24 protein-coding genes and 1 pseudogene are annotated in these 19,620 nt (G+C 64.6%); 6 read left to right on the forward strand and 19 right to left on the reverse strand.

Annotated features, from left to right (window positions below):
• Positions 1-116 (forward strand): annotated as a pseudogene (locus G3N58_RS27920) (IS5/IS1182 family transposase); the annotation flags it as partial.
• 6 nt (positions 117-122) lie between these two features.
• Here the strand turns inward: G3N58_RS27920 and G3N58_RS27925 are convergent.
• A complete protein-coding gene (locus G3N58_RS27925) occupies positions 123-935 on the reverse strand; it encodes a MetQ/NlpA family ABC transporter substrate-binding protein (protein ID WP_167048396.1) in 813 nt (270 codons plus the stop codon).
• 354 nt (positions 936-1,289) lie between these two features.
• On the opposite strand from G3N58_RS27925, the gene G3N58_RS27930 reads away from it, so the two are divergent.
• A complete protein-coding gene (locus G3N58_RS27930) occupies positions 1,290-1,580 on the forward strand; it encodes a YciI family protein (protein WP_206000817.1) in 291 nt (96 codons plus the stop codon).
• Positions 1,581-1,753: 173 nt separating this feature from the next.
• Here the strand turns inward: G3N58_RS27930 and G3N58_RS27935 are convergent, their stop codons facing one another.
• The 5 genes from G3N58_RS27935 to G3N58_RS27955 all read right to left on the reverse strand — a co-directional run bounded on the left by G3N58_RS27935 (position 1,754) and on the right by G3N58_RS27955 (position 6,050).
• Complete coding sequence (locus G3N58_RS27935; protein ID WP_167048400.1) at positions 1,754-2,371, reverse strand: SCO family protein; 618 nt, start codon at positions 2,369-2,371, stop codon at positions 1,754-1,756.
• Positions 2,372-2,375: 4 nt separating this feature from the next.
• Positions 2,376-3,281 carry a heme o synthase gene (gene cyoE, locus G3N58_RS27940; protein ID WP_167048402.1) on the reverse strand — a complete coding sequence of 302 codons (906 nt, stop codon included), beginning with the start codon at positions 3,279-3,281 and terminating at the stop codon, positions 2,376-2,378.
• A gap of 5 nt (positions 3,282-3,286) precedes the next feature.
• The gene (locus G3N58_RS27945; protein ID WP_205990745.1) at positions 3,287-4,396 is read right to left on the reverse strand and encodes a COX15/CtaA family protein; all 1,110 of its coding nucleotides are present in this window, start codon (positions 4,394-4,396) and stop codon (positions 3,287-3,289) included.
• Between the two features lie 22 nt (positions 4,397-4,418).
• Positions 4,419-5,081 (reverse strand): cytochrome C oxidase subunit I, encoded by a 663-nt coding sequence (locus G3N58_RS27950; protein ID WP_346777819.1) that lies wholly within the window; start codon positions 5,079-5,081, stop codon positions 4,419-4,421.
• Between the two features lie 252 nt (positions 5,082-5,333).
• Complete coding sequence (locus G3N58_RS27955) at positions 5,334-6,050, reverse strand: SURF1 family protein (protein WP_206000818.1); 717 nt, start codon at positions 6,048-6,050, stop codon at positions 5,334-5,336.
• A gap of 111 nt (positions 6,051-6,161) precedes the next feature.
• Between G3N58_RS27955 and G3N58_RS27960 the strand changes: the two genes are divergently transcribed.
• Positions 6,162-6,371: a twin transmembrane helix small protein gene (locus G3N58_RS27960; protein WP_008921867.1), complete on the forward strand. Its 210-nt coding sequence runs from the start codon at positions 6,162-6,164 to the stop codon at positions 6,369-6,371.
• Positions 6,372-6,699: 328 nt separating this feature from the next.
• Here the strand turns inward: G3N58_RS27960 and G3N58_RS27965 are convergent, their stop codons facing one another.
• From G3N58_RS27965 to G3N58_RS27995, 8 genes are all read right to left on the reverse strand, one after another.
• Positions 6,700-7,557, reverse strand: coding sequence for a cytochrome c oxidase subunit 3 (locus G3N58_RS27965; protein WP_167048410.1), 858 nt, complete (start codon positions 7,555-7,557; stop codon positions 6,700-6,702).
• Between the two features lie 110 nt (positions 7,558-7,667).
• Positions 7,668-7,877 carry a DUF2970 domain-containing protein gene (locus G3N58_RS27970; protein ID WP_167048412.1) on the reverse strand — a complete coding sequence of 70 codons (210 nt, stop codon included), beginning with the start codon at positions 7,875-7,877 and terminating at the stop codon, positions 7,668-7,670.
• Between the two features lie 43 nt (positions 7,878-7,920).
• Positions 7,921-8,535: a cytochrome c oxidase assembly protein gene (locus tag G3N58_RS27975; protein WP_206000819.1), complete on the reverse strand. Its 615-nt coding sequence runs from the start codon at positions 8,533-8,535 to the stop codon at positions 7,921-7,923.
• A gap of 69 nt (positions 8,536-8,604) precedes the next feature.
• Positions 8,605-8,739, reverse strand: coding sequence for a cytochrome oxidase small assembly protein (locus G3N58_RS34310; RefSeq protein ID WP_240159255.1), 135 nt, complete (start codon positions 8,737-8,739; stop codon positions 8,605-8,607).
• A 117-nt stretch (positions 8,740-8,856) separates the two neighbouring features.
• On the reverse strand, positions 8,857-10,470 hold the full coding sequence (gene ctaD, locus G3N58_RS27980; RefSeq protein ID WP_167048415.1) for a cytochrome c oxidase subunit I: 1,614 nt from the start codon (positions 10,468-10,470) through the stop codon (positions 8,857-8,859).
• A 44-nt stretch (positions 10,471-10,514) separates the two neighbouring features.
• Positions 10,515-12,122 carry a cytochrome c oxidase subunit II gene (gene coxB, locus G3N58_RS27985; protein ID WP_206000820.1) on the reverse strand — a complete coding sequence of 536 codons (1,608 nt, stop codon included), beginning with the start codon at positions 12,120-12,122 and terminating at the stop codon, positions 10,515-10,517.
• A gap of 70 nt (positions 12,123-12,192) precedes the next feature.
• On the reverse strand, positions 12,193-12,669 hold the full coding sequence (locus G3N58_RS27990; protein WP_167048465.1) for a DUF2244 domain-containing protein: 477 nt from the start codon (positions 12,667-12,669) through the stop codon (positions 12,193-12,195).
• Between the two features lie 537 nt (positions 12,670-13,206).
• Positions 13,207-14,172: a methyltransferase domain-containing protein gene (locus tag G3N58_RS27995; RefSeq protein ID WP_206000821.1), complete on the reverse strand. Its 966-nt coding sequence runs from the start codon at positions 14,170-14,172 to the stop codon at positions 13,207-13,209.
• Between the two features lie 83 nt (positions 14,173-14,255).
• Here G3N58_RS27995 and G3N58_RS28000 point away from each other — a divergent pair, with 83 nt between their 5' ends.
• Both G3N58_RS28000 and trmL read left to right on the forward strand, forming a co-directional pair.
• Positions 14,256-15,041, forward strand: coding sequence for a ComF family protein (locus G3N58_RS28000; RefSeq protein WP_167048421.1), 786 nt, complete (start codon positions 14,256-14,258; stop codon positions 15,039-15,041).
• A gap of 18 nt (positions 15,042-15,059) precedes the next feature.
• Positions 15,060-15,530, forward strand: a complete 471-nt coding sequence (gene trmL / locus G3N58_RS28005; protein WP_167048423.1) for a tRNA (uridine(34)/cytosine(34)/5-carboxymethylaminomethyluridine(34)-2'-O)-methyltransferase TrmL — start codon at positions 15,060-15,062, stop codon at positions 15,528-15,530.
• On the opposite strand, the gene G3N58_RS28010 is transcribed toward trmL, so the two are convergent.
• The 5 genes from G3N58_RS28010 to G3N58_RS28030 form a co-directional block, all read right to left on the reverse strand.
• The gene (locus G3N58_RS28010) at positions 15,503-16,063 is read right to left on the reverse strand and encodes an O-acetyl-ADP-ribose deacetylase (RefSeq protein ID WP_205990796.1); all 561 of its coding nucleotides are present in this window, start codon (positions 16,061-16,063) and stop codon (positions 15,503-15,505) included. The two genes, trmL and G3N58_RS28010, sit on opposite strands and share 28 nt — an antisense overlap.
• A 214-nt stretch (positions 16,064-16,277) precedes the next feature.
• Positions 16,278-17,276, reverse strand: a complete 999-nt coding sequence (locus G3N58_RS28015) for an NAD(P)H-dependent glycerol-3-phosphate dehydrogenase (RefSeq protein WP_167048427.1) — start codon at positions 17,274-17,276, stop codon at positions 16,278-16,280.
• A 22-nt stretch (positions 17,277-17,298) separates the two neighbouring features.
• Positions 17,299-17,775, reverse strand: coding sequence for a protein-export chaperone SecB (secB, locus tag G3N58_RS28020; protein ID WP_167283523.1), 477 nt, complete (start codon positions 17,773-17,775; stop codon positions 17,299-17,301).
• 152 nt (positions 17,776-17,927) lie between these two features.
• The gene (grxC, locus tag G3N58_RS28025; protein ID WP_167048431.1) at positions 17,928-18,188 is read right to left on the reverse strand and encodes a glutaredoxin 3; all 261 of its coding nucleotides are present in this window, start codon (positions 18,186-18,188) and stop codon (positions 17,928-17,930) included.
• The gene (locus tag G3N58_RS28030; protein ID WP_167048467.1) at positions 18,185-18,610 is read right to left on the reverse strand and encodes a rhodanese-like domain-containing protein; all 426 of its coding nucleotides are present in this window, start codon (positions 18,608-18,610) and stop codon (positions 18,185-18,187) included. The genes grxC and G3N58_RS28030 overlap by 4 nt, the downstream gene beginning before the upstream one ends.
• 137 nt (positions 18,611-18,747) lie before the next feature.
• On the opposite strand from G3N58_RS28030, the gene gpmA reads away from it, so the two are divergent.
• Positions 18,748-19,494 carry a 2,3-diphosphoglycerate-dependent phosphoglycerate mutase gene (gpmA, locus tag G3N58_RS28035; RefSeq protein WP_167048433.1) on the forward strand — a complete coding sequence of 249 codons (747 nt, stop codon included), beginning with the start codon at positions 18,748-18,750 and terminating at the stop codon, positions 19,492-19,494.
• Positions 19,495-19,620 lie beyond the last annotated feature (126 nt).

The raw sequence follows: 19,620 nt of genomic DNA on the forward strand, positions 1-19,620 counted from the left end.
ACAACTTTCGACGACTGCGCATCCGCTTCGAACGCCTTGCGTTTATCCACGAAGCCTTCATGAAAATCGCCTGCTGCATCATCTGTTGGCGAAAACTGAAGAACTCATTTTGTTAACGCCTGTTAGAACGACGGCACCATCGAGCCCTTGAACTGCGTCTTGATGAACTGGCGCACGTCTTCCGACTGATATGCCGCGACCAGCTTCTTGACCCACGGCTGATCCTTGTCCTTAGCGCGCACCGCGATCAGGTTCGCGTAGGGGCTGTGGATGTCTTCGAGCGCGATCGCGTCTTTGGTCGGCTGAAGGCCGGCGGCCAGCGCGAAGTTCGTGTTGATGACGGCGGCGTCGACGTCCGCGAGCGAGCGCGGCAGTTGCGCGGCGTCGAGTTCGACGAACTTGATCTTCTTCGGATTGTCGACGACGTCGAGCGGCGTCGCGTTATTGCCGCCCGTGGCCGAGCCGTCCTTCAGCTTGATCAGGCCTTGCGATTGCAGCAGCAACAGCGCGCGGTTTTCGTTCGACGGATCGTTCGGCACCGCGATCTTCGCGCCCTGCGGCAGATCCTTCAGCGATTTGAGCTTCTTCGAATACGCGCCGAGCGGCGAGATATAGGTGAGACCCGCGCTGACGAGCTTGTAGCCACGCTGCTTGATTTGACTGTCGAGGTACGGCTGGTGCTGGAAGCTGTTGGCGTCGAGGTCGCCTGCGTCGAGCGCGGCGTTCGGCTGGATGTAGTCGTTGAATTCGATGACCTTCACGTTCAGGCCTTCCCGCTTCGCGACCTTGGTGACGACTTCCCAGACCTGCGCGTCCGGACCGCCGATCGTGCCGACCTTGATGACCTTGTCGTCGGCGTGGGCGCCGAGGCTGGTCAGGAATGCCGCGCCGGCGACGACCGCGGTGAGAGCTTTGAGGATGTTTCTGCGCTGCATGGGGTTCTCGCTGTTGCTGTTCGGTTCTCTGACCGGTGTCAGATCCGGATGAAAGACGGGCGATGCACCGGCCCTTGCGGGCGCGTCGCCGACGAAACCCGGAATGGTCTCATATGGCCGCGGGGTTGGGAAATACCCTGATCGCATATGGTTATGCGGCGGTGCGCCGGGCGGGTTGGCGGCGAGAGGCTGGCGTGCGTGAAATGCGCGTGGCGAGGCGGCGGGTAGCCGATAATTCAAGGCCGTGGCCGCGAATGTGCGCGCAGATGCGTACCGTCATCGTGACGAACTCGTTGCGCACATGCGCCAGCCCGACACGAGCGGCCCGACTCCATTGCTTGTTGCGAGAACCTCATGTACGTCATCAACCTGATCTACACCGCCCCGCTCGACCGTATCGACGACGCGCTCGACGCGCATCGCGCCTTCCTCGCCCGGCAGTTCGACGCGGGCATCTTCGTCGCGGCCGGGCCGAAGGTGCCGCGCGACGGCGGCATCATCCTCGCGGTGCGCATCGACCGGGACAGGCTGGAGCGGATTCTCGCGAGCGATCCGTTCGCCGAGCAGAAGCTCGCGCGCTACGAGGTGACGGATTTCAAGACGACGCGTCTCGCGCCGGGGATCAACTTCCCGGTACCGGACTGAGCGTTACGTGGAAGGGATTGTCGAGCGGGCACGTGGGGTGCATGAGAGCGCGCGAGGGTGCATGAAAAGCTCATGAAGGGCACATGAGCGCTGCACGAACGGTTCGCACAGGAAGCGGCGCCGCATCACGCGCGATGTCGCCGCCCACCCCGCCGCTGCCTCGACGTATGGCCTCAGTCGAGCAGCAGCTTGATGTCGTGCACCCACGGCGTCGCACCCTGACCGTCGCGCGCGAACAGACGCAGCTTGCCGTCCGTGTCGAACACGTAGCTCGCGGCCGTGTGGTCCATCGTGTAGCTGTCGGGCGTCTTGCCCGGCACCTTCGCGTAGTAGACGCGGAAGGCCTTCGCGACCTTGGCGAGTTGCTCCTCGCTGGCCGGACGCAGGCCGACGAAGCCCGGATCGAACGCCGACGTATATTGCGCGAGCAACTGCGGCGTATCGCGCTCGGGATCGACGGTGACGAACAGCACCTGCACGCGCTTCGCGTCTTCCGGACCGAGCTGCTGCAACGCCTGCGACAGTTCGGCCATCGTCGTCGGGCAGACGTCGGGGCAATGCGTGTAGCCGAAGAACAGCACCACGACCTTGCCCTTGTAGTCCGCGAGCGTGCGGATCTTGCCCGAGGTATCGGGCAACGAGAAATCGCTCGCGAATTGCGTGTTGCCGGTGATGTCGACATTCGAGAAGGCGGGCGGCTGCTTGCCGCAACCCGCCGCGAGCAGCATGCCGCCGAGCGCGCAGGCCATCGCAGCGGCGCGCGCGACGCGCGCAAAGCGGTTCTTGAACATGGTGTTACGCGCCGATCACGACGCGCGCATAGTGGTCGATCAGTAGCGCGGCGAACAGCAGCGACAGATAGACGATCGAGTAACGGAAGGTTCTGCGCGCGAGATCGTCCGAATACGCCCGGTAGATCTTCCACGCATAGGCGAGAAACACGGCGCCTAGCAGCACCGCCGACGCGAGATACACAACGCCGCTCATGCCGGAGATGAACGGCATGAGCGTGACCGCGAACAGGATCACCGTGTAAAGCAGGATATGCAAGCGCGTGTACTGTTCGCCGTGCGTGTTCGGCAGCATCGGCAGGCCAGCGTTTTCGTAGTCCTTGCGGCGGTAGAGCGCGAGCGCCCAGAAATGCGGCGGCGTCCACACGAAGATGATCAGCACGAGAATCCACGCGTCGCCGGGCACGTGGCCCGTGACTGCGGCCCAGCCGAGCGCCGGCGGCATCGCGCCCGAGGCGCCGCCGATCACGATGTTCTGCGGCGTGGCCGGCTTCAGCAACAGCGTATAGATGACCGCATAGCCGACGAAGGTGGCGAGCGTCAGCCACATGGTCAGCGGATTGGCGAACGTGTACAGCGTCCACATGCCGAGGCCGCCGAGCACGGCCGAGAACAGCAGGATCTGCGGAGTCGTGATTTCGCCGCGCGCGGACGGGCGCCACGAGGTGCGGCGCATCTTGGCGTCGATCTGCTGCTCGACGAGGCAGTTGATGGCGAACGCGGCGCCGGCCAGCAGCCAGATGCCGACGGTGCCGCCGATCAGCACGGTCCACGGGACCATGCCGGGCGTCGCCAGGAACATGCCGATGACGGCGCAGAACACGGCGAGTTGCGTGACGCGCGGCTTCGTCAGGGCGAGGTATTGGGAAACCCGGTTGCCGGGAGTCTGGGAGAGTGTTGTGCTGTCCATGTGGGTCACGCTGGCGCGGCATCGCGCGCTGGAAGCACGGCGCGGCCGGGACGGCTATAAGCGATCCGAAAGTTTAACATAACGAGCAGCAGCAGCAGGATCGCGGCGCCGCCATTATGGGCGACGGCAATCGGCAACGGCCACTGCAGCACGATGTTCGACAGCCCGGTGATGAACTGGATCAGCACGACGAGCAGCACGCCGTTCGCGGGCCGGCGCAGCGATTCGAAGCGGCGCATTTTCAGCGCGAACCACACGAGATAGGCGATCACGACGAACGCGAAGGTGCGGTGCGTCCAATGAATCGCGACGAGCGCGTCCTGCGTGATGACGTCGCCGTCGCCCGTCATGCCGAGCGCGCGCCACAGGTGGAAGCCGTGCGCGAAGTCCATCGGCGGAATCCATTGGCCGTTGCAGGTCGGGAAGTCGGTGCAGGCGAGCACCGCGTAATTCGTGCTGACCCAGCCGCCGAGCGCGATCTGCAGCACCAGCAGCGCGAGACCGGCCAGCGCCGCCGCGCGCCAGCGCGCGGTCTCGGGCTCATCGGCCGGCAGCGGCGTGAGCCGCGCGGCCAGCCAGCCGAGCGTGCCGAGCAGCGCAAGGCCGAGCAGCAGATGCGTCGTCACGATGACCGGTTGCAGCTTCAGCGTCACGGTCCATGCGCCGAACGCGCCCTGCACGAGAATCAGCAGCAGCAGCGAGGTCGGCCACCACGGCGACACGTGCAGCGGCCGGCGCTTGATGCGCGCGGTCCACGCGATGACCGTCTGCGCGATGATCAGCACGCCGATTGCCATCGCGAAATAGCGGTGGATCATTTCGATCCACGCCTTCGTCATGCTGACGGGCCCGGTCGGCATCGCCCGATAGGCGGCGGAAATCGCCGCGTGCGCGATGAACGGCGACGACGTGCCGTAGCAGCCGGGCCAGTCCGGGCAGCCGAGGCCCGAATCGGTGAGGCGCGTGAAGCCGCCGAACATCACCAGATCGAGCGTGAGGAAGGTGGTGAGCCAGACCAGCTTGCGGAATTTGTTGTCGTCGGCCTTGGCCCACACGTAGGACAGCGGCAACAACGCAATACACAGGCCGATCAGAGCCAGTTGCAATACGAACATCTTTTTTACCCTGGTTGCGGCATCAGCCGATGCTCGACCATTTGAGCAGTTTGGTCACGTCACCCTTGATCTTGCTCGGGTTCGCGTCTTTCGGGAAACGCATCATCAGATTGCCGTTCGGATCGACCATGAAGATGTGGTCGGTCACTTGCGTGCCGGTGTCGACGGGCAGCCATGCGGCCACCTGCGCCGGATCGGCGATCAGCATGCTGGTGTCGGGGTAGGCCGTTTGTATCACGTCGGCGACCTTGCCTGCATCGGTGCGCAGCCACACTTCCACGACGCGCTCGCGTTCCGGGCCCTGCGCTGCGCGGATTTGCCGCATGAAGTAGAGCTTCGTGACGCACGCCTTGTCGCACGCGCTGCCGTCGACCGAGATCATCAGCCAGCGGCCGCGCAGCGATTCGAGCTTGAGCGGCTTGCCGTCCTCGCCCGTGACCACGAGCGAGCCGGGGATCGGCCGCTGCGGCTCGATCAGCGTGCCGTAGCTCGTGCTGCCGCCGGTCGGCTTGACCACGTAGTACATGAAATACGACACGGCGATCGGCGCCGCGCCGATGATTACCAGCAGCAGCAGAATCCAGCGGCCGCGCCGCCACGAGCCCGGACCGTTCGGTTGACCGGGGATCGCTTTCGCGGCAGCGGGATGGCCGCCGCGCGGCGAACGGGGGGTTTGAGTCGACACTGCAGGACCTCTTCTGTTTCAATGATTTCGCAGTTTGCCCGGGCTGGTCATCGCGGAGTTGTCCGGCACCGGCGGCCGTCCCGGCCGGGCGGGGACGGTGCGCTTGCTCGGCGCTTGCCCCGCCTTTGCTTCACCTTTACTCCGCCTTTACCGCACGCGGGCTTCGCTCGCGCCCCGCTGCGGCCACGCGCCCCGCCACCTCGGACGCGCTTCTTTTCGCCCCGGCTACCCGAGCGCAGCGCGTACGCCACGCTACGTACCCGGCGCGTGCTCCTTTCGCGCCGCGCGACGCGCGGCGTACAAACCAAACCCGAGCGCCGCGACGGCCATGCCCCACCACTGGAACATGTAGCCGTAGTTGCGCTCGACGCCGGTGGTCGGCGCGGGCCAGTCGCGCACCAGCTTGTCGCCATCGTCGCTCGTTTGCTGGATCACGAACGATTGCAGCGGCAGCCCGGTTTCCGCAGCATACGCGGCGACCTCGAGATTCTGCCGGATCAGTTGATGCGCGGCCGAACCGCCCTGCCCCAACTCGAACGCGCGCGACGCATCGGCCCGCGCGATCCCTTCGATCTGGACCTCGCCTTGCAGCGTCGCGTACGGCGCGATGGTCTCGCGATTGCTCATGTTGCGCGGCAGCCAGCCGCGATTGACCAGCACGTAGCCGCCGTCGTCCAGTTTAAAAGGCATAACGACATAGAAGCCCGGCTGATCGTTATACGGACGATTATCGAGGTACACGACCTTGTCCGCGACGAAACTGCCACGCGCCTTCACGCGATGAAATTCGATGTCCTTCAGCGCGAGCGGCGCGGCGCTCACCGGCAATGCAGGTGCGTTTTCGAATTGCGTGATGCGCGCCTCGAGCGCTTCCTTCTGATGCGCGCGGTCGCGTTGCCAGAAGCCGAGCCGCACCGTCACGACGACGACCAGCAGGATCAGCAGCGCGGGAATCAGGCGAAACTTCATTGCATGCGCTCCGGCGATGTGTCGCGAGTCACCGGCAAGCCCCGGCGAATGCCCGCATGCGGTGCGATAATGTCTGTCTTGCCACTGCGCTTTCCCGTTTCAGTTGGTTCCATGCACATTATCGTTCCCATCGCCTTTGCTCTGATCATCGCCAGCATGGTGTCGGCGCTGTATTTCATGATGCACGACAAAGGCAAGACCAAGCGGATGGTCTGGTCGCTCGCCACGCGAGTAGGCCTGTCGATTTCGCTGTTCCTGTTCATCCTGTTCGCGCACTGGATGGGCTGGATCCAGTCGACCGGTATTCCGTACGGGCGCTGAGCCTCGCCGGCCCAAACCGGCGTAGTGTGAACCGCTCATACGCCAGCGCCTGATCTGCCGGGGCTGCTTCGCGCAAGCGGGTTCGCCGATCCTACGCATCGACTCCGGGCCTTGAACCCGGCGCTTCAGGTTTCGGACCGCTCTGGTCACCGCTCAGGCCACGAACGTCAGCGATACATTTTCCGCACCGCCAAACAAAACGCCGCCCTGACAGGTCGAGGGCGGCGCTGCACAGATCCTTGCCTACTGCTCGTGCGCGCCGCCCGATGGACGTTGCGCCAACGGCCCGCGCACATCCGGCCAAGCGGTATGCGCGAGCCCGACTGCGTTACAGCCAGTACACGACGACGTACAGACCGAGCCACACGACGTCGACGAAGTGCCAATACCAGGCCGCGCCTTCGAACGCAAAGTGATGTTCGGGCGTGAAGTGGCCGCGAATCAGACGCACCAGCACCACCGCGAGCATCGTGCCGCCGAGGAACACGTGGAAACCGTGGAAGCCCGTCAGCAGGAAGAACGTCGAACCGTAGATGCCCGAGGCGAGCGTCAGATTCAGTTCGTTGTACGCGTGGAAATATTCGAAGCCCTGCAGGAACAGGAAGCACACGCCAAACACGAGCGTCGCGGCCAGCCAGGCGATCGCCTTCTTGCGATGGTTGTCGCGCAGCGCATGGTGCGAAACCGTCAGCGTCGCTCCCGAGGACAGCAGCAGTGCCGTGTTGATGGTCGGCACCGGCCACGGCTGCATCGACTTGTAGGTCGACACCAGGTTCGCGGGACCGTTGTTCGGCCACACCGCCGAGAAATCCGGCCAGATCAGCTTGAAGTCGAGGCTGCCCAACTGATGCAGCGCGATTTCACGCGCATAGAAGAGCGCGCCGAAGAAAGCGCCGAAGAACATCACTTCGGAGAAGATGAACCAGCTCATGCTCCAGCGGTACGAGCGGTCGACGTTCTTGCCGTACATGCCGCCTTCCGATTCGGCGATCGCGTCGCCGAACCAGTGCCACAGCGTAAAGAGCAGCCACAGCAAACCGACGAGCACGCCGAGCGGCGCCCACGTGTGTTCGTTGATCCAGGCCGCAAGCGATCCGAGCATGACCAGCAATCCGGCAGCGGCGCTGATCGGATGCCGCGACGGATGCGGTACGAAATAGTACGGGCTCTCGTTTTGACCGCTCATTCTTGATTCTCCACTTCAGTCCAGTTGTTCCGGAATCTCCGGCTGTATCTTCGGCGGCGCGTCGATACCGCACCGCTTCTCTCTAATTCGTGGGCTTCGCTGCCGTTGCCCTACCCGACGACCGCATGCACGACGAGAATCAGCACACCGATCAAAATCGCCGCGCCGATCAACGCCGCCACGATCACATGCAGCGGATTGAGTTGCGTGGCATCCGCTTCCAGATCGCGGCGCCTGCGCACGCCGAAAAACGACCAGAACACAGCGCGCATCGACTGACCGAAACTGCTCTTGCGCGGGCTGCCGCCGTTATCGCTCATCTCACCTCGTCCTTCATCTGCGGCTTGCGCCGTCGCACCCGCATCAGACCGGCTTCGCGGAAGCAGTCTGCGCTTCCGCCTTCGGCGCCGCGTCGTCCGTGCTCGCCGCCGCCGGCGTGTTCAATTCGAAGAACGTGTACGACAGCGTGATCGTTTTCACATCCTTCGGCAACTTCGGATCGACCACGAACACCACCGGCATCCGCTTGCTCTCGCTTGCGTTCAACGTCTGCTGCGTGAAGCAGAAACACTCGATCTTCCTGAAGTACTCGGTCGCCTGCTTCGGCGCGTAGCTCGGAATGGCTTGCGCGTGAATCGTGCGCGCCTGTTCGTTGCTCACGTCGTACATCACCGTCGTCACTTCGCCCGGATGCACGTCGAGGCTGCGCTGCTCCGGCCTGAAACCGAGCGGACCGCGCGCGTTCGCATCGAATTCGATCGAAATCGTGCGGCTCATGTCGACCTGCGTATTCTTCGCCTCGCGCACCGAAACATCGCGCTGCACGAGGTTGTTGATGCCGGTCACCTGGCAGATCGCGCGATACATCGGCACCAGCGCGAAACCGAAACCGAACATCATCACGGCGACGACGAACAGCTTGACCAGCATCAAACGGTTGAAAGAGCGGTCGGCCGGAGCCGGCGTTTGCGTCGACATTCGAATCCTCAACAAACCTGCAAGCAGACTTCAACGGCCGCGGCCGTCAGCCTGCGCCCACCCAAACCGTCAGCTAAACCAGCACTGCTTGACGATGACGCTCACGAAAAACAGCGCCGCGACCGCGAACATCACCAACCCTATCCGCCTGTTGCCCGCGCGAATCTGCTCCGGCGTACGTCTTCCCTCTGGATTGCGCGTCATGCTCGATTGTCTGAATACGGTTCGTCACTGACGAGGCCGCCCACATGGCGGCCTCACGAAGCGCCGGGTTCCAGAGCGGCATGCCGCGCCGCCGAAATCCGGCACTTCCGAAGAGGCTTACTCGACGGTCGGCGGATGCTCGAACGTATGGAACGGTGCCGGGCTCGGCACGGTCCACTCGAGACCCGTTGCGCCGTCCCACGGCTTGTCGCCCGCTTCCACGTGCTCGCCACCGCCACGGTAAGCCGGCAGCGCCACCGCGAACAGGAAGTACACCTGCGAGAGACCGAAGCCGAACGCGCCGATCGAGATGACCTGGTTCCAGTCGGTGAACTGCGCCGGGTAGTCGGCATAACGACGCGGCATGCCCGCGAGACCGACGAAGTGCATCGGCAGGAACGCGAGGTTGAAGAAGAACATCGACGCCCAGAAGTGGATCTTGCCGCGCGTTTCGTTGTACATCCAGCCGGTCCACTTCGGCGACCAGTAGTACCACCCCGAGAACAGCGCGAATAGCGACCCCGCCACCAGCACGTAATGGAAGTGCGCGACCACGAAATAAGTACCGTGATACTGGATGTCGAGCGGTGCCATCGCGAGCATCAGACCCGACAGGCCGCCGAACGTGAACACGATCAGGAAGCCCACCGCGAACAGCATCGGCGTTTCGAAGGAGAGCGAACCGCGCCACATCGTCGCGACCCAGTTGAACACCTTCACGCCGGTCGGCACCGCGATCAGCATCGTCGCGTACATGAAGAACAGCTGGCCCGTGACCGGCATGCCGGTCACGAACATGTGGTGTGCCCAGACCATGAACGACAGGATCGCGATCGACGCCGTTGCGTACACCATCGAGCTATAGCCGAACAGCGGCTTGCGCGAGAACGCCGGGATCACCTGCGAGACGATCCCGAACGCCGGCAAGATCATGATGTACACCTCGGGGTGCCCGAAGAACCAGAAGATGTGCTGGTACATGACCGGGTCGCCGCCGCCCGCCGCGTTGAAGAACGACGTGCCGAAGTGGCGGTCGAACAGCACCATCGTGATCGCGCCTGCCAGAACCGGCATCACGGCGATCAGCAGGTACGCGGTGATGAGCCAGGTCCACACGAACATCGGCATCTTCATCAGCGTCAAGCCGGGTGCGCGCATGTTCAGGATCGTCACGACGATGTTGATACCGCCCATGATCGACGACGCACCCATCAGGTGGATCGCGAAAATCGCGAAGTCCATGCCCGGGCCCATCTGCGTCGAAAGCGGTGCGTAGAGCGTCCAGCCCGCGGCGGTCGCGCCGCCCGGCGCGAAGAACGAGCCGACCAGCAGCACGGCCGCGACCGGCAGCAGCCAGAAGCTGAAGTTGTTCATGCGCGCGAAGGCCATGTCCGACGCGCCGATCTGCAGCGGCACCATCCAGTTCGCGAAGCCGACGAAGGCCGGCATGATCGCGCCGAACACCATGATCAGTCCGTGCATGGTGGTCAACTGGTTGAAGAACTCGGGACGCATGATCTGCAGACCCGGCTCGAACAGCTCGGCACGGATCATCAGCGCCATCACGCCCCCGGACAGGAACATGGTGAACGAGAAGATCAGGTACAGCGTACCGATGTCCTTGTGGTTGGTGGCGAACAGCCAGCGGCGCCAGCCGTGCGGCGTTTCGTGGGCATGGTCGCCGTGCACGTGCTCGTGGCCCGCGACTACATCGTGTCCGATGCTAGACATGACAATCTCCTAAAGCGAATTCTGCGGTGCTGACCATGAACACGTCAGGCTGCCGGGCTGATCTGAACGCGCCGGGCTTCCTTCGCGTCGGTGCCGCCGGTGATCGTTTCCGGCTTCTTCAAAATAATATGGTCTTCGGCAATGCCGGCTGCTTTCAGTGCGTCGCGCACGGCTTGCGCACGATCCTTCGCGAGCCTCGCGTTCAGATCGGCCGAACCGGTGGCGTCGGTAAAGCCCGACAGCGTGAATTTCGCATCCGGATGCGCCTTCGCGTAGGCCGCGGCCGCCTCGACCGCCGCTTTCGCGTCGGCCGGCAGCGTGCTCTTGCCGGTCTCGAAGTAGACGTTCGCCGGCAGCGTGGCCGCCGCGCTATCCGTGGCGGCCGCTGCGTCGTTGCCCGAGGCAGCCGGCGCGGACGCCGCTTCCGCACCCGAGGCACCCGCGTCGGCCAGATGGTTGCCGCCTTCCGGCAGCTTGCCGTTGCGCGCGTCGGCCACCTGCTTCGGCTGGAGAATGTCGCCCGTGTGGTTGCCCCACGAGTTGCGTTCGTAGGTGATGACCGAGGCGATTTCGACGTCGTTCAGCGTCGGCGCCCACGAAGGCATGGCGTTCTTGCCCTTGAGCACGAGGCTCACGTGATCGGCGATCGGGCCGTTGGCGATCTTGCTGCCGTCGAGCGCCGGGAATACGCCCGCGCCCTTGCCGGTCGGCTGGTGGCAGACCGCGCAGTTCGCCGCGTAGACCTTGCCGCCGCGCTCCATCAGCTCGGCCATCGTGTAGGTCCTGTTCGGATCGTCCTGGCCAGCGGCCATTTTCTTCTGCTGCACCTCGACCCACTTCGCGTAGTCGTCGGCCGACAGCACCTCGACGACGACCGGCATGAACGCGTGTTCCTTGCCGCACAGCTCGGTACAGAAGCCGCGGAACGTGCCGGTGCGGTTAGCCTTGAACCACGTGTCGCGCACGAAGCCCGGGATCGCGTCCTGCTTCACACCGAAGGCCGGCACGTACCAGGAGTGGACCACGTCGTTCGCGGTGGTGATGATGCGGATTTTCTTGTCGACGGGCACCACGAGCGGGTTATCGACTTCCTGCAGATAGAGCGTGGAGATCGGCTCGCGGCCCTCGGTCTCGGCGCGCGGCGTGGCGAGCGTGGACAGGAAGCTGATGCCCTCGCCCGGGCCCTTCACGTAGTCGTAGCCCCACTTCCACTGGTAGCCGGTGACCTTGATCGTGAGGTCGGCGTTCGAGGTGTCCTTCATCGCGACGACGGCCTTGGTGGCGGGCAGCGCCATCAGCACGACGATGACGAACGGCACGATCGTCCAGATGATTTCGACGGTGGTGCTTTCGTGGAAATGGGATGCCTTGTGGCCTTTCGATTTGCGGTGGGCAAAGATCGAATAGAACATCACCCCGAACACGCCGACGAAAATCACCGTGCAAAGCGCCAGCATGAACATGTGCAGGCTGAACAGCTCCTCGGCGATTCTCGTTGCAGGCGGCTGGAGATTGATCGCGTTGACGGCTGGGCCGCCAGGAGCATCGCCCACTGCCAGGGCGGCACCGGCGAAAAGCAGTCCGCTCGTCGCCAGCACGCTCGTGAGCGCTCGCTTGATTGTTTTCATAGCTTCCTTACCCAAATTTTCCATTCAAACCCATCGACCCCGCTGGCAGCGTGTCTCGCGCGAGCCCCCTTGAACGCCGCGTGTCCGGCACTACCTAACAGCGTGCCAGCCACATCCGCAGCTCGCCTGCGAACTGCGCGCGCCGATTCTGCGCGAGATGTTGCCCGATCATGATCGTCTGCCCGCGCGAGACCAGCTTGATCTGGTCGCGCGGCGTTGCACCCGGCTCGATCCGCACCCAGCGCGGATTGAATTCGAACTGCGTAATCTGCTCGGCGCTGACCTGCTCGATCACGAGCCGGCCAGGAAACAACCGGATGCGCTCGTAATCGACAGCATGACGCGCATATATTGCAAACGCGATACCTACCGCCAGCAACTCGATTCCGGTGAACGGCAGCACCAGCCAGGCGCCGACCAGAACCAGCATGAAAGCAATTGCCAGCGAGAACAACGCAAGCGACACGTACAGGCAGACAAACTGCCGCGGCGAGATCGAACAGTTGCGCTTCATGGTCCAGTCCTTGAGGACGGGCTCCGAATCCGCCAGCAGATGATCTGATGCACCCATCGCTGCCTCCTGCGAATCGCTGCTTCCGGTCCGCCTTCTTCTACTTCCTCTACTGCCCGGATGCTTCCCGCGGCCGCCGCTTTTGCCGTGCACGCCGTGCATCTTCGCGACGACTTTCGCCACCGCTTGCGACCGCTCCAACCCCTACCGCGTCACTTCATGCTGCCGTCTTGCGCCCTCGGCTTACCGCCGCGGAGGTGGGAACTCCGGGCGACAAACTGACGCATTATAGGCGCGATCCATGGCATCCACAAGCAAGCCCCGATTGCCCCGCAAGCCAGGCGCGACAAGCCTTAGCGCCATTTTGCCCAGCCTTTTGCGGCTCTTTCGAAAGGCAAATCTCAGGCATAACAGATGTCCTCTTTACCGCGTCGGCAACCCCTCTGCAAATGGGCCAAAGCACCGGTCGACAACCGCCGCGCAACGTGCTAACGACAGGCCGGCAAGCGGCCTGTGCTCCACCGGCAAGTACAGGCAAGACGCCGGCAAGACACAGGTAAAACACAGGCAAAACGCCGCCAACGCGCCGGCCATCCGCTAACGGCGCTTGCCCGAACCGCGTCCGATGTCCTCGATGCGCACGATGCCATGGCCCTCGGTCGTGGTGCGCGGCACCGCTTTCCATGCATGCCCGTAGATCACCTCGAAGGTCAGCGCGATCGTGCCGTCGGCGCGCCGGCGCGCTTCGAGCGCCGCGAGGAGAGCCTTGTGCAGCCTGCGCGCGACGGCACCCGGCAGCGTCTCGCGCTCGAACGGATATGCGCCCCAGCGGCGCACGTCCGCGAGCAGCGACTCGGGCGACTTGTAGGTGATCGTGAGCGTTTCCTGGTCCATTACCGGAATCTCGAAGCCGGCTTCGACGAGCATGTCGCCGAGATCGTGCATGTCGACGAAGTCGATCACATGCTTGCGCGACGCGACGCCGTGCGCGGCCTCGATCTCGGCGTAGGCGCCGCGCAACTCCTTGAGCGTGTCGGGGCCGAGCGTGCTGAACATCAGCAGGCCGTTCACCTTGAGCACGCGCTGCCATTCGGGAAACACGAGATCGGGCCGCGAATGCCAGTGCAGCGCGAGATTGGACCAGATGAATTCGAATGCGCCAGCCGCGAACGGCAGCGCAGAGAAGTCGGCCTGCGCGAAGCGCGGACCGCGCGCGCCGAGCGCCTTGCCGAGCGAGGCCGGCAGGAAGCGCCGCCAGCTCGTGTCGCCGGCATCGTGACGCAGCGCGCGCCTGAGCATGCCGTGCGACAGATCGGAGCCGAACACCGGCGCCTCGGGAAAGCGCTCGCGCAAGGCGGGGATGTCTTCGCCCGCGCCGCAGCCCGCATCGAGCACGCTCGCCGGCGCCACCTTGATGTAATCGAGACGCTCGTTCATACGTTGCGCGATCTCGCGCGGCAGGAAGGCCACCTCGTCGAAGGTTGCGGCGCGGCGGTCGAAAATACGCCTGAGGCGCCGGGAATCATAGGCCGGACGGCCAGATTGAGCGGATGTTGGGGACATGAGTGTCGTGCTGGCGTAGAGCTCGAAGTATACTCGTTCGTTTCCCGGCATTCAGCTTGAAAGGCTTTCGCAGCCGCCCATTCGTGCAATTCCAGTCATTTTCTTCGTCCTGTCGCAATCACCTCGCGCGTCTTTCGAAAGGCGCGCATTCGGCATGGCCGCGCGCGTTGCACGCGCTCTTGCCGAACCTTTGCGCGTTATGCGGCAATTTGTCGCATAAGACGTTGTGCGAGGGTTGCGACGCCGCCTACTGGAACGAAAGCCGCCTGCGCTGCACGGTCTGCGCGGTGCCGCTGCCGGCCACGCGCTGGGCCGCTCGCGCGCAGTATCGCTGCGCTGCTTGCGTGGCCGCGCCGCCGCCTTTCGACGCGAGCTTCGCGCTCGCCGACTATCGCGCGCCGCTCGACACGCTCGCGGTTGGCCTCAAGTTCCGCGCGCGTCTGATGCTTGCACGCGAGTTCGCGCGACGCCTCGCACGGCTCGCGCAAGATGCCTCGGCGCATGCCGCCGGCCATCCCGATGTGATCGCGCCCGTGCCGCTGGCCGGCCGCCGTCTCGCGAAACGCGGCTACAACCAGGCGTGGCAGATCGCCAGGCCGCTCGCCCGCGCGCTCGGCGTGCGCAGCGACGCCACCTTGCTGCAACGAACGCTCGACACCGCCCCGCAGTCGCGGCTCGATCTCGAGGCGCGCCGGCAAAACGTCAGCCACGCGTTTCGTGTCGCGCATGCGGTGCGCGGCCTGCATGTCGGCATCGTCGACGATGTGATGACGAGCGGCGCCACGCTCGAAGCGCTCGCGCATACGCTGAAGGCCGCGGGCGCACGGCGGGTCACGAACTTCGTCGCGCTACGCACCCCCAAAAACTAGTCTCCACGTGGTCCTGTCATGTTCAACGTCGTTCTCGTAGAACCCGAAATTCCGCCGAACACCGGCAATGTGATCCGCCTGTGCGCGAACACCGGTGCGCGGCTGCATCTGATCGAGCCGCTCGGCTTTCCGCTCGACGACGCGAAAATGCGTCGCGCCGGCCTCGACTATCACGAGTACGCGCAAATGCATGTGCATGCCGATTGGGACGCGTTCATCGCAAAAGAAACGCCGGACCTCGCGCGCATGTTCGCGTTCACGACGCGCGGCTCGGGCCGCTTTCACGACCATGCGTTCCGTCCCGGCGACTGGTTCGTGTTCGGCGCGGAAACGCGTGGCCTGCCCGATGCGCTGCTCGAACGCTTTCCGAACGAGCAGCGCGTGCGTCTGCCGATGCGCCCCGGCAACCGCAGCCTGAATCTGTCGAACACGGTTGCGGTCGTCGTGTTCGAAGCGTGGCGTCAGGCCGGCTTCGAAGGCGGCGCCTGACGGCGCGCGAGTTCGGCCGCGTAGCGCGCGAACATGGCGTCGTCGAAACAGGCGAACACCACTTCGCCGATGCGCGGCGTGCGCGGCAACATGGCAAGCACGGTCGCGATGGCGATGCGCACAGCCTCGTCGGCGGGAAAGCGATAGATGCCGCAACTGATCGCCGGAAACGCGATGCTCGCGCAATGCGCATCGCGCGCGACTTCGAGCGAGCGCTGATAGCACGAGGCGAGCAGATCGGCTTCGCCATGCGCGCCGCCGCGCCATACCGGACCGACCGCGTGAATCACGTGCTTCGCGGGCAGGTGGTAGCCCGCGGTGAGTTTCGCGTCGCCGGTCGCGCAACCGCCGAGCGTTTCGCACTCGCGCAGCAGGTCCCTGCCGGCCGCGCGATGAATCGCGCCATCCACGCCACCGCCGCCGAGCAGCGACGTATTCGCCGCGTTGACGATTGCATCGACCGCGAGCGTCGTGATGTCGACCACGCGCGCTTCGAGCGAGCAATTTCCGTGACTGAGATTGAAGGTGGGCATGGGAACCTCGCTGATCCGGGCCTTCTTATAACAAGGTGGACAGCGAGGCGGGGCCGCCGTTCAACGGCGATTCGCGAGGCGATTCACGAAGCGGCTCGCGCCAAACGGCCGGCCAATGGGCGGTGGGAGACGGCAAATATGGCGAATACAGCGGACACGGCCGACGCAGCCGACAACCAGGCCGACGGAACCGGCCTGGCTTATCCCGCCTCGCTCATTCGGCCTTCGAATCGCGCCGCAGCAGCGCGCTGACCGCATCGCGCGGTGCCACGCCGTCGAACAGCACCGCGCAAACCGCCTGCGTGATCGGCATCTCGATCGCATGAGCGCGCGCGATCGCGAGCACGGCCTGCGCGCAACGCACGCCCTCGGCCACGTGACCAAGGCCGCCGAGGATGTCGTCGAGCGTACGGCCCGCGGCGAGTTGCATGCCGACCGTGCGGTTACGCGACAGATCGCCGGTGGCGGTCAGAATCAGATCGCCGAGGCCCGTCAAGCCGGTGAACGTTTCCGCGCGTCCGCCAAGCGTCACGCCGAGACGCGACATTTCGGCGAGCCCGCGCGTAATCAGCGCGGCGCGTGCATTGAGACCGAGGCCGAGGCCATCGGCGATACCGGTGGCGATCGCCAGCACGTTTTTCACCGCGCCGCCCACTTCCACGCCGACGACGTCGTCGCCGGTATAGATGCGCATCGCGCCGTGATGGAACGCCGCGACCGTCCGTTCGCGGCACGCCGCCGACGCGCTCGCGACAGTCAGCGCGACCGGCAGGCCCTGGCCGACTTCGCGCGCGAAGCTCGGCCCCGACAACACGCCGTTGCCGGCATGATCCGGCAGCTCGGCCGCGACCACCTGATGCGGCATCAACTGCGAATCGGCTTCGAAACCCTTGCACAGCCACAGGACATGCGCCGGCACCTTGCCCGCATTGCGCATCGCCTGGAAGAGACCGCGCAGGCCGGCGACCGGCGTCGCGACGACGCACAGCGCGTCTTCGGCGAGCGCATGATCGAGCGCCGCACCGAAGTCCGCTTCATAGCGAAGCGCCGGCGGCAAGGCAACGCCCGCCAGATAGCGGGCGTTTTCGTGCGCAGCGGAAAGCTCGGCAACGAGCGCGGCCTCGCGCGCCCATAGCACCGTGTCGTGCCTTAAGGCGAGATGGCCGGCGAGGGCGGTACCCCATGCGCCGGCGCCGAGAACGGCAACTTTCATAGCCGGCACTGCGTGCGGCGCCTTAATGCGTGACGCCGTTTTGCGCCGCGCCGTCCTGCTGAGCCGCGCTCATCTGCGCGAGACGCTGCTCGTACAGCGCCTGGAAGTTGATCTCGGCGAGGTGGATCGGCGGGAAGCCGGCACGCGTGATCGCGTCGGCGATGTTCGAGCGCAGGTACGGGAACAGGATGGTCGGGCAAGCGATGCCGACGAGCGGATCGATCTGCTCGGCAGGAATGTTGCGAATGTCAAAAATTCCGGCCTGCTTCGCTTCGATCAGGAACGCGACCTTGTCCGCGACCTTGGCCGTGACCGTGCCCGTCACGAGGATTTCGAACACGGATTCGGCGAGGCGCTCGGCCTTCACGTCGACTTCGACTTCGACCGACGGCATTTCCTGCTCGAGGAAGATCGCCGGCGAATTCGGCTGCTCGAGCGACATGTCCTTCAGGTAGATGCGCTGGATGTTGAAGAACGGCTGGTTATTCTCGTCGGACATGATTGAGTGATTCCCTGATAGGTATGCATGGCGGCGGCCCATGCTGACATAGGTCGCCAGATTGTTGCGACGGATCGCGCGCCCCGGCGGAGCGCGCATGCGCCGGCTTGTCGAGTCGTCCGCCCGCTCGCGCGACGCGAAAGCCCGCGAACTCAGGCAGCTTCGAGCAGCGGCATCAGACCGCCCGCGCGATCGAGCGCGGAAAGATCATCATAGCCGCCGACATGCGTCTCGCCGATGAACACCTGCGGCACCGTGCGACGACCGGTGCGGGTCATCATCTCATCACGACGGGCCGGGTCCTTGTCGATCAGTACTTTCTCGACGTGCTCGACGCCGCGCGACTTTAAAAGACGTTCGGCCATCTGGCAATACGGGCACACCTGGGTGCTGTACATGATCACTTTGTTCACTTGACTGCTCCTTGTTTCACAACCGGCATGCCGGCTTTCTGCCAGGCGTCGACACCGCCTTCGAGAACATGGACTTCGGCGTATCCCGCTTCCTGTACGAGACGCGCGGCCTTGTTCGACTGCTGGCCGGTCTGGCACACCAGCAGCACCGGGTTGTTCTTGTTCTTCGCGAGTTGCGCGACCTTCGCCGGCAGCTCCGCGAGTTCGAAATGCCGGGCCGAGGGCAGATGGCCGCGGGCGTAATCGGCGGACGGCCGCAGGTCGATGACCGCCGCGTTGCGCCGGTTGATCAGCTGGGTGGCTTCGGCAGCCGACAGGCCGCCGCGGCCGCGCCGACTGATGGTCGGCCACAGCAGCAACCCACCGGAAATGAGGACGATCGCGATCAGTACAAGGTTTGTGTAATCAGTGAAGAACTTCACGGAAAATCCGCCGGAAAGAGAGAAATCGGAAAGGGCAATCCAGCCATTATAAAATAACCGTCTGACGCGATGGCGGCACACCTCTGGACGAGCCGCCCGACGCTTTACCGCTTCCTTACTACCGACCGGCAATTCTCATGTACAAACTCGTTCTCATCCGCCACGGCGAATCGACGTGGAACAAGGAAAACCGCTTCACCGGCTGGGTCGACGTCGACCTCACCGAGCAGGGCACCCGGGAAGCGCAGCAGGCTGGCGTGCTGCTCAAGGAGTCGGGCTATACGTTCGACATCGCGTACACCTCGGTGCTGAAGCGCGCGATCCGCACGCTGTGGCACGTGCAGGACCAGATGGACCTGATGTACCTGCCGGTCGTGCATTCGTGGCGTCTGAACGAGCGCCACTACGGCGCGCTGTCGGGTCTGAACAAGGCCGAAACCGCCGCGAAGTTCGGCGACGAGCAGGTGCTGGTGTGGCGCCGCAGCTACGACACGCCGCCGCCCGCGCTCGAACCGACCGACGAGCGCGCGCCGTACGCCGATCCGCGTTACGCCAAGGTGCCGCGCGAACAGTTGCCGCTCACCGAGTGCCTGAAGGACACGGTCGCGCGCGTGCTGCCGCTGTGGAACGAGTCGATCGCGCCGGCCGTCAAGTCGGGCCGCAAGATCCTGATCGCCGCACACGGCAATTCGATCCGCGCGCTCGTCAAATATCTCGACAACATCTCGGACGGCGACATCGTCGGCCTGAACATTCCGAACGGCGTGCCGCTCGTCTATGAGCTCGACGAAAACCTGAAGCCGATCAAGCACTACTATCTCGGCGACCAGGACGCGATCGCGAAGGCGCAAGCCGCGGTCGCGAGCCAGGGCAAGGCGGGCTGATTGCGCGAACCGCATGCGGCCCCGCGCGGCGGACCATGCGCGGGGCCGCACAGCGCAATCCCGGACGACCGGGAAATACTGTTTTGTGAGTAGTAGCCGGAGTCGCCGGCCGTGCGGGGCGGCTTC

It is taken from the genome of Paraburkholderia sp. Ac-20342, assembly GCF_017104985.1.
Classification (GTDB): Bacteria; Pseudomonadota; Gammaproteobacteria; order Burkholderiales; family Burkholderiaceae; genus Paraburkholderia.

What these genes read in the sequence shown, in the direction of transcription:
- G3N58_RS27925 (WP_167048396.1), bottom strand. Translation starts at nt 935, where the DNA reads ATGCAGCGCAGAAACATCCTCAAAGCTCTCACCGCGGTCGTCGCCGGC.
- G3N58_RS27930 (WP_206000817.1), top strand. Translation starts at nt 1,290, where the DNA reads ATGTACGTCATCAACCTGATCTACACCGCCCCGCTCGACCGTATCGAC.
- G3N58_RS27935 (WP_167048400.1), bottom strand. Translation starts at nt 2,371, where the DNA reads ATGTTCAAGAACCGCTTTGCGCGCGTCGCGCGCGCCGCTGCGATGGCC.
- cyoE (WP_167048402.1), bottom strand. Translation starts at nt 3,281, where the DNA reads ATGGACAGCACAACACTCTCCCAGACTCCCGGCAACCGGGTTTCCCAA.
- G3N58_RS27945 (WP_205990745.1), bottom strand. Translation starts at nt 4,396, where the DNA reads ATGTTCGTATTGCAACTGGCTCTGATCGGCCTGTGTATTGCGTTGTTG.
- G3N58_RS27955 (WP_206000818.1), bottom strand. Translation starts at nt 6,050, where the DNA reads ATGAAGTTTCGCCTGATTCCCGCGCTGCTGATCCTGCTGGTCGTCGTC.
- G3N58_RS27960 (WP_008921867.1), top strand. Translation starts at nt 6,162, where the DNA reads ATGCACATTATCGTTCCCATCGCCTTTGCTCTGATCATCGCCAGCATG.
- G3N58_RS27965 (WP_167048410.1), bottom strand. Translation starts at nt 7,557, where the DNA reads ATGAGCGGTCAAAACGAGAGCCCGTACTATTTCGTACCGCATCCGTCG.
- G3N58_RS27970 (WP_167048412.1), bottom strand. Translation starts at nt 7,877, where the DNA reads ATGAGCGATAACGGCGGCAGCCCGCGCAAGAGCAGTTTCGGTCAGTCG.
- G3N58_RS27975 (WP_206000819.1), bottom strand. Translation starts at nt 8,535, where the DNA reads ATGTCGACGCAAACGCCGGCTCCGGCCGACCGCTCTTTCAACCGTTTG.
- G3N58_RS34310 (WP_240159255.1), bottom strand. Translation starts at nt 8,739, where the DNA reads ATGACGCGCAATCCAGAGGGAAGACGTACGCCGGAGCAGATTCGCGCG.
- ctaD (WP_167048415.1), bottom strand. Translation starts at nt 10,470, where the DNA reads ATGTCTAGCATCGGACACGATGTAGTCGCGGGCCACGAGCACGTGCAC.
- coxB (WP_206000820.1), bottom strand. Translation starts at nt 12,122, where the DNA reads ATGGAAAATTTGGGTAAGGAAGCTATGAAAACAATCAAGCGAGCGCTC.
- G3N58_RS27990 (WP_167048465.1), bottom strand. Translation starts at nt 12,669, where the DNA reads ATGGGTGCATCAGATCATCTGCTGGCGGATTCGGAGCCCGTCCTCAAG.
- G3N58_RS27995 (WP_206000821.1), bottom strand. Translation starts at nt 14,172, where the DNA reads ATGTCCCCAACATCCGCTCAATCTGGCCGTCCGGCCTATGATTCCCGG.
- trmL (WP_167048423.1), top strand. Translation starts at nt 15,060, where the DNA reads ATGTTCAACGTCGTTCTCGTAGAACCCGAAATTCCGCCGAACACCGGC.
- G3N58_RS28010 (WP_205990796.1), bottom strand. Translation starts at nt 16,063, where the DNA reads ATGCCCACCTTCAATCTCAGTCACGGAAATTGCTCGCTCGAAGCGCGC.
- G3N58_RS28015 (WP_167048427.1), bottom strand. Translation starts at nt 17,276, where the DNA reads ATGAAAGTTGCCGTTCTCGGCGCCGGCGCATGGGGTACCGCCCTCGCC.
- secB (WP_167283523.1), bottom strand. Translation starts at nt 17,775, where the DNA reads ATGTCCGACGAGAATAACCAGCCGTTCTTCAACATCCAGCGCATCTAC.
- gpmA (WP_167048433.1), top strand. Translation starts at nt 18,748, where the DNA reads ATGTACAAACTCGTTCTCATCCGCCACGGCGAATCGACGTGGAACAAG.